Source organism: Halomonas sp. KX33721 (assembly GCF_001596805.1).
GTDB lineage: Bacteria > Pseudomonadota > Gammaproteobacteria > Pseudomonadales > Halomonadaceae > Vreelandella > Vreelandella aquamarina.
Genome location: NZ_LVIA01000030.1, coordinates 42,050 through 56,982 on the forward strand (window position 1 = coordinate 42,050; position 14,933 = coordinate 56,982).

Annotated in this window: 14 protein-coding genes and 2 pseudogenes; 3 read left to right on the forward strand and 13 right to left on the reverse strand. The window is 55.4% G+C overall.

The features are described 5' to 3' along the window. Positions 1-24 precede the first annotated feature (24 nt). The 11 genes and pseudogenes from A3220_RS11845 to A3220_RS17985 form a co-directional block, all read right to left on the reverse strand. Entirely contained in the window at positions 25-1,338 is a 1,314-nt protein-coding gene (locus A3220_RS11845; RefSeq protein WP_062375012.1) for an ATP-binding protein, read from the reverse strand. Next, a complete protein-coding gene (locus A3220_RS11850; RefSeq protein WP_062375013.1) occupies positions 1,335-2,036 on the reverse strand; it encodes a response regulator transcription factor in 702 nt (233 codons plus the stop codon). The genes A3220_RS11845 and A3220_RS11850 overlap by 4 nt, the downstream gene beginning before the upstream one ends. A gap of 141 nt (positions 2,037-2,177) precedes the next feature. Beyond that, positions 2,178-2,599 (reverse strand): annotated as a pseudogene (locus A3220_RS11855) (DUF6691 family protein). Continuing rightward, the gene (locus tag A3220_RS11860; protein ID WP_058577271.1) at positions 2,596-3,057 is read right to left on the reverse strand and encodes a hypothetical protein; all 462 of its coding nucleotides are present in this window, start codon (positions 3,055-3,057) and stop codon (positions 2,596-2,598) included. The pseudogene A3220_RS11855 and the gene A3220_RS11860 overlap by 4 nt, the downstream one beginning before the upstream one ends. A gap of 33 nt (positions 3,058-3,090) precedes the next feature. Beyond that, entirely contained in the window at positions 3,091-3,282 is a 192-nt protein-coding gene (locus tag A3220_RS11865) for a DUF2892 domain-containing protein (RefSeq protein ID WP_044630671.1), read from the reverse strand. 47 nt (positions 3,283-3,329) lie between these two features. Beyond that, entirely contained in the window at positions 3,330-4,196 is an 867-nt protein-coding gene (locus tag A3220_RS11870) for an MBL fold metallo-hydrolase (RefSeq protein WP_062375015.1), read from the reverse strand. A 256-nt stretch (positions 4,197-4,452) separates the two neighbouring features. After that, positions 4,453-5,673: a hypothetical protein gene (locus A3220_RS11875; RefSeq protein WP_062375016.1), complete on the reverse strand. Its 1,221-nt coding sequence runs from the start codon at positions 5,671-5,673 to the stop codon at positions 4,453-4,455. Between the two features lie 19 nt (positions 5,674-5,692). Then, positions 5,693-6,640 carry an HAD-IIB family hydrolase gene (locus tag A3220_RS11880; RefSeq protein ID WP_062375018.1) on the reverse strand — a complete coding sequence of 316 codons (948 nt, stop codon included), beginning with the start codon at positions 6,638-6,640 and terminating at the stop codon, positions 5,693-5,695. Positions 6,641-6,870: 230 nt separating this feature from the next. After that, entirely contained in the window at positions 6,871-8,043 is a 1,173-nt protein-coding gene (locus tag A3220_RS11885; RefSeq protein ID WP_058577267.1) for an RNA-guided endonuclease TnpB family protein, read from the reverse strand. Positions 8,044-8,391: 348 nt separating this feature from the next. Further along, positions 8,392-9,222 carry an OmpA family protein gene (locus A3220_RS11890; protein WP_252860465.1) on the reverse strand — a complete coding sequence of 277 codons (831 nt, stop codon included), beginning with the start codon at positions 9,220-9,222 and terminating at the stop codon, positions 8,392-8,394. Between the two features lie 16 nt (positions 9,223-9,238). Next, entirely contained in the window at positions 9,239-9,430 is a 192-nt protein-coding gene (locus A3220_RS17985; protein WP_252860466.1) for a flagellar motor protein MotB, read from the reverse strand. 175 nt (positions 9,431-9,605) lie between these two features. Here A3220_RS17985 and A3220_RS11895 point away from each other — a divergent pair, with 175 nt between their 5' ends. From A3220_RS11895 to A3220_RS11905, 3 genes are read left to right on the forward strand one after another with little or no spacing between them, the layout of a single operon-like run. Continuing rightward, entirely contained in the window at positions 9,606-10,271 is a 666-nt protein-coding gene (locus A3220_RS11895) for a hypothetical protein (RefSeq protein ID WP_252860467.1), read from the forward strand. A 5-nt stretch (positions 10,272-10,276) separates the two neighbouring features. Beyond that, positions 10,277-10,840: a FlgO family outer membrane protein gene (locus tag A3220_RS11900; RefSeq protein WP_252860468.1), complete on the forward strand. Its 564-nt coding sequence runs from the start codon at positions 10,277-10,279 to the stop codon at positions 10,838-10,840. A 49-nt stretch (positions 10,841-10,889) separates the two neighbouring features. Further along, entirely contained in the window at positions 10,890-11,723 is an 834-nt protein-coding gene (locus A3220_RS11905; RefSeq protein ID WP_062375023.1) for a glycosyltransferase, read from the forward strand. Between the two features lie 4 nt (positions 11,724-11,727). On the opposite strand, the pseudogene A3220_RS16975 reads toward A3220_RS11905, so the two are convergent. Further along, a pseudogene (locus A3220_RS16975) lies at positions 11,728-12,743 on the reverse strand (IS630 family transposase). A 165-nt stretch (positions 12,744-12,908) separates the two neighbouring features. Further along, positions 12,909-14,174 carry a serine hydroxymethyltransferase gene (glyA, locus tag A3220_RS11920; RefSeq protein ID WP_062375026.1) on the reverse strand — a complete coding sequence of 422 codons (1,266 nt, stop codon included), beginning with the start codon at positions 14,172-14,174 and terminating at the stop codon, positions 12,909-12,911. Between the last annotated feature and the right edge of the window lie 759 nt (positions 14,175-14,933).

The window sequence follows — 14,933 nt, forward strand, 5'->3', positions numbered from 1 at the left end:
CGCGTCGGTTGTTATGGAATTGCTTTATAGCGGTGACACCGTGGGAATCGTGAGATGCGCATAGAAGCCCCCTGCTTTTGCGTTCTCAAAACGCACGTCGCCACCAAAACGCTCGGCAATCGCTGCAACGATGGCCAACCCCAGACCACTGCCCTGCTGCTTACTGGCCCGCCAAAAACGTTGTGTCAGTTGGGCCAGTGTCTCTTCATCCACCCCGGGGCCTTGATCATGCACGGTGAAGGTAATGTCGCTATGCGTTTGTTCTGCCATCAGGGTGATGGGCGCTCCGCGTGGCCCGTGATGCAATGCGTTATCCACTAGGTTACGCAGCGCCGTAATCGCCAGCTCTCTGGGCATGGCCAAATACACTTGAGGCAGCACTTCAGGCCACTGGCACTGCCCCTGAGCAGCGGCGCTATCAGCAACAGCTAACTCAACAACTTGGGCTACTTCGCTTGGCTCACCATCATCAAAGCGCATGCGGCCTTCCACACGGGCCAGCGTGAGCAGTTGGTCTAAGGTGTGGGCCAAGCGCACGACGCCTGCTTCGGCATACTTAAGGGCTTCTTGAGCAGTCGGGCCTTCAGCTCGTTGGGCAACCTGTAGGTGCGTCTTAATAGCGGTGAGGGGGGTGCGCAGCTCATGGGCGGCGTCATTGGTAAAACGCTGCTCCCGCACCAGGGTTTGCTGCACGCGTATTAAGAGGCTGTTGAGCGTATCGATAAGGGGCTTAATCTCTTTCGGCACGCCGTAGGTAGCCACCGGTGCCAGCGCTTCTGGGTGGCGGCTGGCTAACGACTCACGCAACCGTGACAGCGGTGCCAGCCCGCGCCATATACCCACCCATAGCGCAATCAGGCTGCCGGTTAACGCCACCACAAACGGCACGACGGCTACCCGAACTACCCCGTTTAGCAGCATCGTGCGCTCATCCATTCGATCCGCCGTGGTAATGGCCAGGCCGCCGCGCTCGTAGGTAAAGACGCGCCAAGTGGTATCGCCTTCCTGGCGATAGGTGTGACCGCGCTGCCCTGGCGCTAGCACGCTATCCATGTTGGCGTGGGTGCGAGCAATCACCTCTCCGTGTGGCGAGTGCACCTGGCAGGCCAGCCCCTCGATGGGTGGAATGGCAAGCGTCGTCATCATGCTCTGCTCCCACACCTCCTCCGGCAATTGATGCACCAGCCCGGCCACCATGCGCGCGGACTGAGCCAAACGCTGGTCCAGGGTGGCGACAAAGGTTTTCTGCAAATCGTTGAGCAGCCAAGCAGCCGCAACGCCCCATAGCAGCGCCAACGTCAGCCCAAGCGTGAGTAGCAGGCGGGCGCGTAGACTCATCGTTGCCCCTTAGGCGTTTGCCCCGGCGCAAGCACGGCTTCTGGCTTGCCCAAGCGGTAGCCCAGGCCGCGCACGGTCTCGATAATCCCACTGCCCAATTTGCGGCGCAGATGGTGAATATGGACATTGAGCGCATTACTCTCTACGTCATCGCTTAGCCCGTAGAGGCTATCTTTGAGCTGATCCGCCGAGAGCACGCTGCGCGGGGCGTGTAAAAAAGCCTCTAACAGCACCAACTCACGGCGGGAGAGCGCTATCAGTTCGCCCGCTACCCGCACCTCCCGAGCGCTGGGGTCTAGTGTCAGCGCACCATGCACGGTCAGCCCTTGGCTGCGCCCGGCTACGCGCCGCAGTAGCGCATGTAGTCTTGCCACCAGCTCATCTAAATCAAAGGGCTTCACTAGATAATCATCGGCCCCGCTTTGCAGCCCATCCACTCTGTCGCGCACGGCATCCCTGGCAGTCAGCATGAGCACAGGTGTCGTCACGCCCTCATCGCGCCAGGATTGCAGCAGCGCCAAGCCATCGCCATCGGGTAGTCCACGATCAAGAATCACCACGTCGCTGGCGACACTTTGCATCGCCTGACGCGCAGCCTGCACCGAGGTAACGTGCTCCACCACGAAGTGGTACATCATCAGTCCAGAACGAATGCCCGAGGCCACCAGTGGATCATCTTCTATGAGTAGGACGTGCATAGCGGTTTCCTTGTGATGGAAGCAGCATGACAAACGTGCATTAACCGAACGTTAAGCCCTTTGGCCAAACCCTTGCACCAGATCAAAAAAAGCGCCCTTACCAGGGAAAGTAAGGGCGTCATCGTGAACGGAGTTGCTCACTTAGCGAGCGATACGCTGGGCAATAAACCAGCCCAGCACCATCGCCGCCAGCAGTGCAAGAAGCGGCAGCGTTAGCCCACCCATGGAGGCAATGGCAGGCCCAGGGCAGTAACCGGAAAGCCCCCAGCCCACCCCAAACAGCGCCGCGCCGCCTAGCAATTTGGCATCAAGCTCCTGCTTGGTCGGCAGTTGAAATTTGGCGCTAAACAGCGGCGTACCGCGAGCGAATACTAAGCGGTAGCCACAAAGGTGGTGCCTACGGCGGCCCCGAGTACAAACATCAACGTGGGATCCCAGGCACCGGCAATATCTAAAAAGCCGAGTACCCGCGCAGGGTCGGTCATCCCAGAAATCGCGAGCCCCAAACCAAACAGCAGGCCAGCGAGGTATCCCGCTGCGGTTTTGACGGCCGGTGTGCTCATACCCCACCTCCGATGACATGCCGTACCACATAGACCGTCGCGATGGCCGCGACCAGGAAGGTTCCAGTAGCCGCCATAGACCGGGGCGCTAACCGCGCCAAGCCACATACGCCATGGCCGCTGGTGCAGCCACTGCCAAGCCCCGTGCCTATCCCCACCAGCAGGCCTGCTAACAACATAAGCGGCACACCGCCTGCAGGTTCACCAATCACCGCACCGGGCACGCCTGCCACGTTCCCCAGCCCACCCCCAACGGCCATGACGAGCAGCGGGCCACTAATTAGCCCCGCTAAAAACGCTACCCGCCAAGCACTGTCTCCTTTAGGCCGCTGAGTAATTAAACCGCCAATAATGCCGCTGATACCGGCAATGCGGCCTAGTGCGCCCATCAGCCACACTGCTGAAAGTCCAATCAGCACACCGCCCACTAGCCCGTGCAGGCTCGCTATCCAATCCACATCTAGCTCCTTATGTTACCCAACGCTCGTTGCCTAACGCTTGGTTTTACAGGTGGATATACCCATGAGCGAATACACCGGGCAGAAATTGAATAGCCCCGTTGCCAACGGCGCGACCCCTATCCACCCCCATACACCAATCGTGCCCATCAAGGTCAGCACGATTAACAGTAACCCCACAGCAATCCGCGCTATTTTGTCGATGCCGCCTACGTTCGTTTTCATCACTGTTTCCTACCCATTTATGTGTCGTTAAGTAAACCCACCGCCGCTTAAAACCTGTTAATTGGTACTTTTAGGTATACCTGGCCGTCATCTTCGGCAGGCGGCAGCTCGCCGGCCCGCATATTGACCTGTACCGAAGGAATAATCAGACGTGGCATTCCCAGCGTGGCATCCCGTTCGGTACGCATTTTGACGAACTCTTCCTCGCTAATGCCGTCGTGCACATGGACGTTGGCCTGGCGCTGTTCGGCAACGGTGGTTTCATGCTGATAGGCGTCTCGCCCCGGCGCTTTGTAGTCGTGGCATAAGAACAGCCGCGTTTGCTCGGGCAAAGACAGTACTTTCTGAATAGAGTGGTAGAGCGTGCGAGCATCGCCGCCAGGAAAATCGCAGCGCGCGGTGCCGTAATCCGGCATAAACAGGGTATCGCCCACAAAGGCGGCATCACCGATCACATAGGTCAAACAGGCAGGTGTATGTCCAGGCGTATGCAGTACACGCCCCTCTAACGAGCCAATCGTGAAGGTATCGCCTTCATTGAATAACGCATCAAACTGGCTGCCATCTCGGGCAAACTCGGTGCCTGCATTAAACGCTTTACCAAAAATCTCCTGCACCTCGACGATATGAGCACCAATGCCCGTTTTGCCTCCTAACTGATCATGCAGATACGGCGCTGCGGAGAGGTGGTCAGCGTGGACATGGGTTTCCAATACCCAAGCCACTTCCAGCCGTTTTTCACGGACAAACGCTATAATTTGATTAGCTGAACGAATATCAGTGCGCCCTGCCGCGTAATCAAAGTCCAGAACAGAGTCGATAATGGCGCACGCGCTGCTATCAGGGTCTTGCACCACATAGCTGAACGTATTGGTTGGTTCATCAAAGAAGTGGGTAACGATAGGGCGCTGCATTCTGGAGCCTCCTGAGGATGGACTGCTAACAGTGGATCTATACAGTAAGTGTAGCGCAATAATGGTTATATATTTATATCAATTTATAATTACAGTACCTTTGTTTCTACTTTATGTTTATTAGATCGTCAGAATCCGCGCCCCCTCTAAGCAGTGGATAGAAAGGGTTTGCATTACAGACAGGTATAAAAAAACCGCTGCAGCTCACCGTGCAGCGGTTTCGAGAAACTGAGGCAACTTACGCTGATGCCTATCGTTACACCTTCCTTTGGTTATCCAACTCTACCGCCTCATGCATCCGCGCCAGTATGTCGGGTACAGCGGCCTGAACGCGGTTCCAGCTAGGAATAAATGGCCGTTCGCGGGGGTTATCCAAAAACAGGTTGCCCGCTTCCAGCAGGTTGCTGGCAAATAACTCCACCGCCTGCTCTTCACAGTGACGGTCTAAACTCAGGCCATTCATGGTGGCGTCGTGGTCGTAGGCTTCGATCAAATCGAGTGCTAAACGATAGTACGTGGCTTTTAGCGTGCGGAAGTCTTCACTGCTAAAGCTTACGCCTTGGGTAGCCAGCTTGCGATACAGCGCTTTCGCGATATCCAGGCTCATGCGGTTAAGGCCTGCATTGGCGTCATCTTCGCTAACGGGCTGATGCTTGTGATCGTAGGCATCGGCAATATCGACCTGACATAGCTGGCGGTGGGAGTAGTTGCGCTGCAGCTCAGAGAGTACGCCAATTTCCAGCCCCCAGTCGGCAGGAATACGGATGCCTTCCAGCACATCGCTGCGCATTGCGAACTCTCCAGAGAGCGGGTAGCGGAAGCTATCTAAGTAGTCCAAATAGGGTAGCGGCCCGCATACCGTTTTTAGTGCCCGCAGCAGCGGCGTCACCATCAGCCGAGACACCCGGCCGTTGAGCTTTCCTTCGGCAATGCGGGGGTAATAGCCTTTGCAGAAACTGTAATTGAACCGTGGGTGAGCCACGGGATACATGAGCCGAGCCAACAGGCTGCGGTCGTAGGTCAGGATATCGCAGTCGTGTAATCCCACCACCGACGAGCGACCAGACGCCAGCACGTAACCTGCGCAGTACCACACATTGCGCCCTTTGCCTGGTTCTAACGCTCCCAGATCGTGGCTTTCCAGCTCGGCGTCTAACTCGCGTAGGCGTGGCCCGTCGTTCCATAGAATGCGCGTATGCTGGGGCAAGCGAGAGAAAAACTCCCGGGCGTACAAGAATTGCTCACGGTCGGCGCGGTCCAGGCCAATTACAATCTCGTTGAGGTAGGGCACCTTCACTAACTCATCTACGATGGCAGAAAGCGCCGGACCTTCCAGCTCGGAAAACAGCGACGGCAGTATCAACCCCATCGGGCGACGCTTAGCAAACTGACTCAGCTCCTGCTCCAGTGCCTCTACCGGGCGGCGAGTTAGGTTATGAAAATCGGTGATAACGCCATTTTGATGAAAGTCACTCATTCGCTGATCCCCTTTTGGGTTAGGCCGTTTCTGGTTGTTGGCTAAGTACCGCCGCTAGTCGGCGGTCGTCTCGCCCCCACCAGTGGGCTACCCCCTCGGCCCAGCCCGTTGGTCCAGTTTCCTTAGTGCGATAAAGCGCTGTGTTCGTGGGTGTGACGGTTAAGTCGTGGCAGCCTTTAATCACGACGGCCTGATCGACGGCATCGAGCATGGAAATATCATTGGGGCCATCGCCTAGCCCCAGCGACAGCGGCGCACGGCCACGGAGCGCGGTAAATCGCTTAATGAGCCAGTCAACGGCACTGCCTTTATCCGAGGCCTTACCCATTACGTGCCAAAAGCGCCCGCCTTGCGTCAGCGTCAACCCATCGCCCTCAAGCGCTAAGCGAAAGTTTGCCAGCGCGGCCTCGTCGTCTTCCCAGATAAGCGGCTCGCTGCCTTCACGCTTTCGGGCAGCCTTGGCACGGGGTTCATCTAAACCGGTAAGCGCCATGACTTGGGTAATATCCAGCTCACTCATACGGGTAAAACGAACGCCCAGGCGTTTGCGCCAGACGTTAAGCCGTGCCCGGATAAAGCCCACATCTACTCCAGTGTGTTTAACCACCACGCCATCCAGGCCACTCCCTGGGCGGTCTAGCCGTGCGTGACACCAGCCCGGTGGCAGGCCAATCACAGCGCCGTTTTCCGCCACAAATGGGGTAGCTGTCAGGCCTAGCGCTTCACGCAGGGAAATAAGTTCGGCACGGGTTTTACTAGTGACCGGTATAACGGGCACGCCCAGCTGTTTTAGGCGCGCCAGCCAAGGCGCTGCCGGTGAGAAGTCATAGCTGTGGTGGTCTAGCAAGGAACCGTCTAGGTCAGTGACCACCAAGCGCGGTTGAAGCGCTGGGTCAGCACTACCGGGCGACAGCGCTATATCAGGCAACTCGGTCTGAGTATGTGTAGTGCGAGTCTGTTCGGTCATGGCGCCACCTTATTGCAATCTTAAAAGCCGTTACGCAGGCGTCTCTTTCAGATAAGCAATAAAGCAGAATGTATGCCAATGAAGTTCATCTAATATAAATCAAACACTTAAAATCAAAGAAAGGGCGCTGAAGGCTTGAGCACCAAAAAAGCGCATCAGAAAAGCACCAAATAGGTGCAAAAAAGGTGAGGTGACTGCTCCCCGCCCTGACGGGCGAGGCTTCCCACGTCTTAGGCCGCTGCCGGTGCGTGACCGGGCTTACACAGGCCTCGATGGGCAGAGACCGACAGTCCTTCGGCCTTTAACGTTAAAATGCCTTGCTGGCGAATATTGATCGCGGCGTTAATGTCGCGGTCGATGCCTTGCGTGCCGCAGCCGGGGCAATCCCAAGTGCGAACCGTTAGCGGCATTTGTTCGACCTTGTGGCCGCAGCCCGCACAGGTCTTGGTGCTGGCAAACCACTGGTCGATTTTGACCAGATGCTTGCCTTGCTGCTTGGCTTTGTAGTCCAGTTTTTGGATCAGGCTGTGCCAACTGGCATCGGCAATATGTTTTGCCAGCTTGCGGTTTTTCAGCAGGTTTTTGACGTTCAAGGTCTCGACCACCACCGCTTGGTTATCGTCAATGAATTGTCGAGACAGTTTATGCTGGAAGTCAGCACGGGCATTGGCCAAGCGCTCGTGCGCCTTGGCAAGGGTTAGCCGTGCTTTCGCACGGCGCTTGCTGCCCTTCTGGCAGCGGGAAAGCGCTTTTTGTTTGCGCCGCAAATTAGCACGCGCCCGCTTCAAGAAACGAGGATTGGCCACTTTGCGGCCAGTCGAGTCGATAGACAAATGCGTCAAGCCCATATCGACCCCCAGCACGGTGTCGACGGTTTGCAGCGGTGTGGGCGCCTCTACACCATCATCCACCAGCAGCGCGGCAAAATACTTGCCCGTGGTGGTGCGGGTTAAGGTGATGCTTTTCAGCGTGCCGGTGATGTCACGGTGAAGTCGGGCTTTAATCGGCGTGAGCTTCGGTATTTTGATCCAGCTCTCACCGACCTTGATGCCGGTGCAGTGATAGCTCGATTGCTTACCGTGCTTGCGCTTGAATTTGGGGTAGCGGGCTTTTAACTGGGGGTTAAAGAAGTTCTGGAAGGCGCGATCCAAGTTAATGCACGCCTGCTGCAACGCAATTGAATCGTAGTCTTTCAGCCAGTGGTACTTGCGGGATTTTTTCGCTACCGCCAGTAGCGGCTTGAGGTCTTTCTTAGCCCGGAGCTTGGTGCCATGCCGCTTGTACTGCGTACTGATGATGTGCAGTGCCTTGTTGTACGCAAACCGCACCGCGCCGAACTGCTGATTTAAGAAATCAGCCTGTTCAGGGGTCGGGTAGATACGGACTTTAGTGGCTTTCAGCATGGCATTGTGGCTTATCAAGCTGTATATATATCCATATTAGCCGGTGAGGGGCGAAAATCAACCCCCAGCAGCGCTAGCGCGCTGCCCGCTTGTATCCCCGCCCGACTGGGCGAGGGTTTACGCGGAATTTTGCTAAGTTTTTCATTTAAGATGTCGGCCTAAAAGCCTACAAAAAATTGCACAAGCGCTTGGCAAAATCTCATAAATAGCTACACTCATATTGTACTCACTGACATTCATGTACACCCCCTCACCTGATGTCAGTGGGCTGCAGTGAGCCAAGCCCTTTAATGCCCGCCACCCACGGCGGGCTTTTTTTTATTGTGCTTACCCTTTGGCTAGTGCGCCCTACTCCACATGGATGACCACTTCCACCCGGCGGTTACGGGCACGCCCTTCTGCCGTGCTGTTATCTTCTAACGGCTGGGTCGCCGCTAGGCCCACTGCCCGTAAACGCTCAGAGGCCACACCCGCCTCCTCCAAGGCTTCTACAATGGCGATAGCACGGGCGCTTGAAAGCGCCCAGTTAGATGAAAACTCCGGCGTGTTAATGGTTTGGCTATCGGAGTGCCCCTCTACCCATACTTCACCATCGTAGCGCTGAATGGTTTCCAGCAGGCTACCCACCAACGATGAGCCGCCTTCGGTAAGCTCCGCCGTAGCAGAAGGGAACAGCAGCCTATCTTGCACCCGCAAGCTAATACCCTCCGCCACACGGGAGACCTCTACGCCCTCTAAATTTGGCAGATACGTTGACGTTTCAACGCGCTCAGGCAGGCTTGTGTCCAGCGCTAGGGCGCTGCTGATGGCCTCATCGCTGATTTCCTGAACATTAACCGGGGGGCGATCTGTCAGCAGCACCATGTAATCCGCTATGGGTGAAGTAGCCACCTCTTCTTCTATGCGCACCAAAGGAGTAGGAAGGATCGGCATCAGGCGTTCAGACAGCGTCTTAACGAACGGTAGCTCATCGGCCGGCGTTAGCTCTGCTGGCTCAGGGAGTGCTAATAGCGGCGGCACGCTGAAGGTGGAGACAGAACGGATGGGTAAACCCGCCACACCCAGCGCGGCACTAATCGCCATCGGATTTAGCGCTCCAGGGGTGGAGGCCAACACCGGGCTACGTTGTGAACGAAATTCATCCAACACATCTGGCAGCGGCACTTCCAGCGGTCGCACAATGAGGTTATCAGGCTCAAACCTGGTTATCCGCAGATGACCACTCCGGGCTTGTCACCCCAGCTGCGGCGATAATAATTAAAAATAGTGCCACCAACAGCGTCACAATGTCGATGTAGCTAATCATCCAGCCGCTATTGCTCTCGTCTTCGGGGTACGCAGACAACAGCGAATCATGGCGTAGGCCGCTGCGGTGGTCTTCAAGCATGGGTGTTATCACTCATTCAAGTTTCTAACCTCGTGGCCGATCTAAGCTAAGCATGGCAAACTAGTCTATCGAATAGCTGTTTAGTAGCGATAAGGAACTATCAGGTGCGTATTCTTCCCACGTATTCCCCATTGTCCACTTTTTACGCCCCGTTGGCCTGGGAATGGTCAGCCTGATGCTGAGTGGTTGTTTTTATGCCAACACATCACAGGCACCTATCGCCACCACTTACCCTTACACGGAACAGCAGCGCATGCAGGCGGCCTATCACTGGGATATACTCGCACGCCATGAAGCTACCCAAATCCTACAGCGCGAACGCGTGCGTTTTCGTGATTTTTACATCACCCCAGCAGAAGAAAGCAGCGCCTCTGCCTATAGTGGCGGCGAGTTTGGTCGGGGCTTTCGTACTTTGCTCACCAGCGAGCTAGTATCACGCGGCGCGACATTGATGACCGCTCCCACAGCGAATACCGCCAACATTCATGTCGATGTTGAAGTTGTTACGCATCGAGATCGTGGCTTTATACGCCCGCCCGTGGGCGCATTCACAGCCTTAACCGCTGGCATTGCTGTGGCCACCATTCCTTATAATCAGTGGAGCGAACCTGCATTAGCGCTTATCCCTGGTGCGATTGCTGCCGATATTACCAGCGGCAACTGGACGCATACCGGCAATAAAGAAGTGATTATTACCACCCAAATTTTAGACGGCGAACGAATCCTCTACTCCTCCTCCAATATCTATTACATTAATGCAGATGACCGCCGTCACTACGCGCCGCACCGGGCTCCCCAAGCGCCCACCACGCCAACAGTTTCTATCACCGACACCTGGTAATGTTTATGTCTTTACGATCTCTGAGCGCTCCTATTCGCGTAATGATGCTACTGCTCACTATGCTGGTGCTAACGGGCTGCTCGACGCTAGGCAGTAATGCCCAACCGGAAGAGCCTAAACCTGATCTTTCTCAGCTTGCCCATCAGGCAGCGCAGCAGATGGTGGCGAACAACCCAGACCTGACCCGCTACAGCCCCATGATTGCCGCTACCTTTGTCAGCATCGATAACCTAAGCCAATCCTCTACTTTTGGCCGTATTAGCTCGGAGATCATGGCGTCCGCTTTGGCACAGCAAGGCATGCAGGTTCGCGAAGTCAAAATGCGTGACAGCATGTTTATTGAAGAGAGCGTGGGTGAACTTATTCTCTCCCGCCAGGTTCAACGTCTTAGCGCCCAGCACAACGCCCGCTCGATTTTGATGGGAACTTATGCCCAAGGGCAGGATTACCTCTATGTGAGCGCACGGGTAGTTCGCGCTGGCGATGCCATGGTATTGGGTAGCGCAGATTTCCAGCTACCGCTCGACAATAACATGCGCAGCCTACTGGAAGGCCAAGGAGGCTGGTAACGCCCCTTCGCTTAACCGTTACGCACGGAACTAATTTAAAAGGATTCTCATGCCTACAAGGCCTACCACCAACAAAACGCTGATAGTGGTTGTTAGCCGTTTTATTAAGCTATTTGCTAACATTACCAAGTTACTCAGCTATGTCTTTCACGCTATTGTTCCCAACAAGCGCTTCACGCTGCCAGAGCGCTCCGCGCCCTGGTTAGCGCCTAAAAATGATTCGGCAGTTCCACGTATTATTTGGCAAACCAACTTTACCAATAAAGTCACTCTGCCGGTTTATCTCAACTACCTGTTCAACCGTCTGATGGCCCCACGCTTTGAGTATCGGTTTATGATTACCGAAGCCCGAAAAGCATTTATTGCCGAACACTACAACAAAGATATTAATCAGCAGTACTCCCGGCTGCAAATTGGTGCCGCCCAGGCGGATTTTTGGCGCTTGCTGGTACTGCAAAAGCATGGCGGGGTCTACCTGGATATCGATGCCCACGCCATTTGGCCACTTGGCAGCGTGATACCTAACGATATTGACGAGCTTTATGTTACTACCCGTAAGGGCGAGCTAAGCAACTACTTTATTGCCAGCAAACCCAACAACCCTAATCTGGCGCTGCTCATTGAGCAAATTAGCGTCAATATCAAGCAGAATGAGTTGACTAATGTGTTCGACATTACCGGGCCTGGGGTATTTATCCAGAGACTAACCCACGCCAACGTGCCTACCGTGTCTTACCGCCACGCCTGTAACCAGGGCAGCTTTACCAACGAGCACTTTCAGTACATTGATAAAAAAGCGGGTAAATGGACGCGGGAGCAAAAAACCGTTGCGGTTGTAGCGCCTGCAGCAGCTGAAGAGGCACCGCTTAACGATGCGAACTAAGTGCCTATTCAAAATTAATCGCGCACTCAGTACCATAGCCATCGAGTAGCCGGTGTACCTCATCACAGAGGTTATCAAACGAAAGATACGCACTCAGCGGCAGCCATGCATACTTCATCTGCCGCCACAGAATCTCAATCAGATGCAGCTCCGGCGAGTAAGCCGATAAGTAGACCAGATGAACACGATGCGACATCCACTCGAGTATTTTCCGCCTGAAGGCCTTGGAGCGATGCATGCTGGCATTGTCGAGCACCACCACGGCGAAGGTGTCGGGGTCTTTCTGGGCTACAAAATGGTCAAACGCGTCGATGACCGTATCGGTGGTCACGGACTCGGTGGCGGTGTGATAGATCAGCTTCCCTGCTCGGCTGAGAAATCCCAGTACGTTCAGCCTTCGGCTATGTGAGTAGGCGGGTACTTCGCAGGGTTTACCAATGGGGCTCCACGCGTATGGCACCGACGATGATTGTGAAAAGCCTGATTCATCAAAGTAATAGAGCTCATGTTCGCCCTAGTCTTCCCGCTGGTGAAGCGCCTTGAGGAGGCCCTGAGTGTTGCGAAAATCAGTTTCGTCACGGCGTGCCTTCAATGAATGCCGAATACGCTTGAAGCTGAGCCTATTTTTTTAAGCGCCCTGCGGAGCGTCACCATGCTGACCTTTTTCCCCGTCTCCTCCTGAAAGCGGGCGTGCAAGGAGCGGAGCTGATGGGGCTGTTCTGCGACCAGCTCCTGCAGTCGCTGATGGTCATTGTCATCCAAGGCAGGCGTTCGACCACTGCGCGGCTTATCGATTAGACCATCAAGGCCCGACGTTTCCCATTGCTTGAGCCATCGTGATACGGCATCGCGACGAACCTGCAGTATCTCGCTGATTTGATTGATGGTATGGCCTTGATTGCTTAACAGGATGGCATGAGCACGACGACGTAAGGCGCGCTTCTCACCATCTTGATAAGCAGAGGTCAGCGTCTGCTGTTCAGAGTCAGAAAGTGGAGCAATAAAGCGCCTTCTTGCCATGGTTCCATCCGTGCCCGAGATCCTCGCATCGATAATACACGAAAATATTAGATTAAGCACTTACAAAAAACGGGCACCCTGTTTGAGGGTGCCCGGTTTTTTGGGCTTTCCGTAGCCTAGGAGAGACTGCGAGAGAGCCTTAACACGAACTTACTGACAATCAGCTTATTTGTAAACCGGGAAGCGGCCACAAACTTCAGCGACTTTATCGAGCACTTGGGCTTCAACGCTGCTGGTGTCTTCGCCTTTGGCTAGTACGTCGAGAATATCGCAAATCCAGCCTGCCAGCTGCGTACACTCCTCTTCACCGAAGCCGCGCGTGGTCACGGCTGGGGTGCCGATACGCAGGCCAGAGGTAACGAACGGGCTTTGCGGGTCGTTCGGTACGGCGTTTTTATTGACGGTGATGTGGGCACGGCCAAGGGCGGCATCCGCATCTTTACCAGTCACGCCCTGCTTGATCAGCGAGAGCAGGAACAGGTGGTCTTCGGTGCCGCCGGAAACGATGTCGTAACCACGGTCAATGAATACCTTCGCCATGGCTTGCGCGTTCTTCACTACCTGCTGCTGGTAGGTTTTGAACTCGGGTTCCATCGCTTCTTTGAAGCAGATCGCTTTGGCGGCAATCACGTGCATCAGCGGGCCACCCTGGCCACCGGGGAAGACTGCCGACTGCAGCTTCTTCTCGATGTCCGGGTTGTTCTCGGCTGAGAGAATCACGCCGCTACGCGGGCCGCGCAGAGTTTTGTGCGTCGTGGACGTGACCACGTGGGCGTGGGGCAGCGGGCTGGGGTAAACGCCAGCAGCGACCAAGCCAGAAACGTGCGCCATATCCACCAGCAAGTAAGCGCCTACTTCATCAGCGATTTCACGGAATTTCGCCCAGTCCACAATTTGTGAGTAGGCAGAGAAACCGGCGATGATCATTTTCGGCTTGTATTCACGGGCCAGAGAAGCGACTTGGTCGTAGTCGATCAGGCCTTGCTCGTTCAGGCCGTACTGAATGGCGTTGTAGTGCTTGCCGGAGAAGTTGGGCTTGGCACCGTGAGTCAGGTGGCCGCCCGCGTCCAGGCTCATACCGAGAATGGTGTCGCCCGGTGTGACCAGCGCTTGGAAAACGGCGCTGTTGGCTTGAGAGCCAGAGTGCGGCTGCACGTTGACATAGGTCGCGCCGAACAGCTGCTTGGCGTAGTCGATGGCCAGGTTTTCAGCGATATCGACAAATTCACAACCGCCGTAGTAGCGCTTGCCTGGGTAGCCTTCGGCGTATTTGTTGGTCAGCTGGCTGCCTTGCGCTTCTAGTACGCGGGGGCTGGCGTAGTTTTCAGAAGCAATCAGTTCGATGTGGGCTTCTTGGCGTGCCACTTCTTTTTGCATGGCATCAAATAGCGCATCATCGAATCCGGCAATTGTCATGTCGCGGCTGAACATCGGCGGGAACCTCGTTAGAAAGGATCATCATGGAGAAGCGAGGCGGCTATCATACCGCAGCCTGACGCGACTTTCATCGCATCCGCGTCAGGTGGTGCATGAGCATGTTTCATGTTGCCAGCCGGATCAAAAACCTGACCGACCGGACAACCATGCGTGCCCGTCGCCCAATAAATCGGCCTCTCACGTTGGGGGCACATTACTCGGGAATTGATCAGGCTTGTTGTAGGAGGGAGCTTCCGCTCGCGATGATGAAGGCACTGGTCCCTCGGCAGGCTAAGGGCGGCTGGCGCCGCCGTCGCCCAATAAATTGGCCTCCCACGGTGGGGGCACATTACTTGGAATCGATCAGGCTTGTTGTAGGAGGGAGCTTTAGCTCGCGATGATGCGGGCACTGGTGCCTCGGCAGGCTAAGGGCGGCTGGCGCCGCCGTCGCCCAATAAATTGGCCTCCCACAATCGTGTCTTCATCGCCTAATCAGGTGCCCTCCTACACCTGCCTTCGGCAATGCCCCGATAAACTGCTGTAGGAGGGAGTTTTTATCAATCAGCGCGAAAAACCGCTTACTTTTAGTGAGCGGATGGATAGCGCGGCATCCGCAGGATGCCCTTGCTGATGATTTGTACAGTGCTATACTACTCACGTCGACACGACCTACCGAGGGGCACTCGGAAAGTGACGTCTGTGGAGACGATGTGAGACCTGGGGGATATGAGTTGGTTCGCCACCGTAAAAATCCCCACTGTGGGACTTTTACGG

Bases quoted from the DNA above. Each gene is read 5' to 3' on its own strand.
- A3220_RS11845 (WP_062375012.1), bottom strand. From the start codon at position 1,338: ATGAGTCTACGCGCCCGCCTGCTACTCACGCTTGGGCTGACGTTGGCG.
- A3220_RS11850 (WP_062375013.1), bottom strand. From the start codon at position 2,036: ATGCACGTCCTACTCATAGAAGATGATCCACTGGTGGCCTCGGGCATT.
- A3220_RS11865 (WP_044630671.1), bottom strand. From the start codon at position 3,282: ATGAAAACGAACGTAGGCGGCATCGACAAAATAGCGCGGATTGCTGTG.
- A3220_RS11870 (WP_062375015.1), bottom strand. From the start codon at position 4,196: ATGCAGCGCCCTATCGTTACCCACTTCTTTGATGAACCAACCAATACG.
- A3220_RS11875 (WP_062375016.1), bottom strand. From the start codon at position 5,673: ATGAGTGACTTTCATCAAAATGGCGTTATCACCGATTTTCATAACCTA.
- A3220_RS11880 (WP_062375018.1), bottom strand. From the start codon at position 6,640: ATGACCGAACAGACTCGCACTACACATACTCAGACCGAGTTGCCTGAT.
- A3220_RS11885 (WP_058577267.1), bottom strand. From the start codon at position 8,043: ATGCTGAAAGCCACTAAAGTCCGTATCTACCCGACCCCTGAACAGGCT.
- A3220_RS17985 (WP_252860466.1), bottom strand. From the start codon at position 9,430: ATGCTTGAAGACCACCGCAGCGGCCTACGCCATGATTCGCTGTTGTCT.
- A3220_RS11895 (WP_252860467.1), top strand. From the start codon at position 9,606: ATGCTGAGTGGTTGTTTTTATGCCAACACATCACAGGCACCTATCGCC.
- A3220_RS11900 (WP_252860468.1), top strand. From the start codon at position 10,277: ATGTCTTTACGATCTCTGAGCGCTCCTATTCGCGTAATGATGCTACTG.
- A3220_RS11905 (WP_062375023.1), top strand. From the start codon at position 10,890: ATGCCTACAAGGCCTACCACCAACAAAACGCTGATAGTGGTTGTTAGC.
- glyA (WP_062375026.1), bottom strand. From the start codon at position 14,174: ATGTTCAGCCGCGACATGACAATTGCCGGATTCGATGATGCGCTATTT.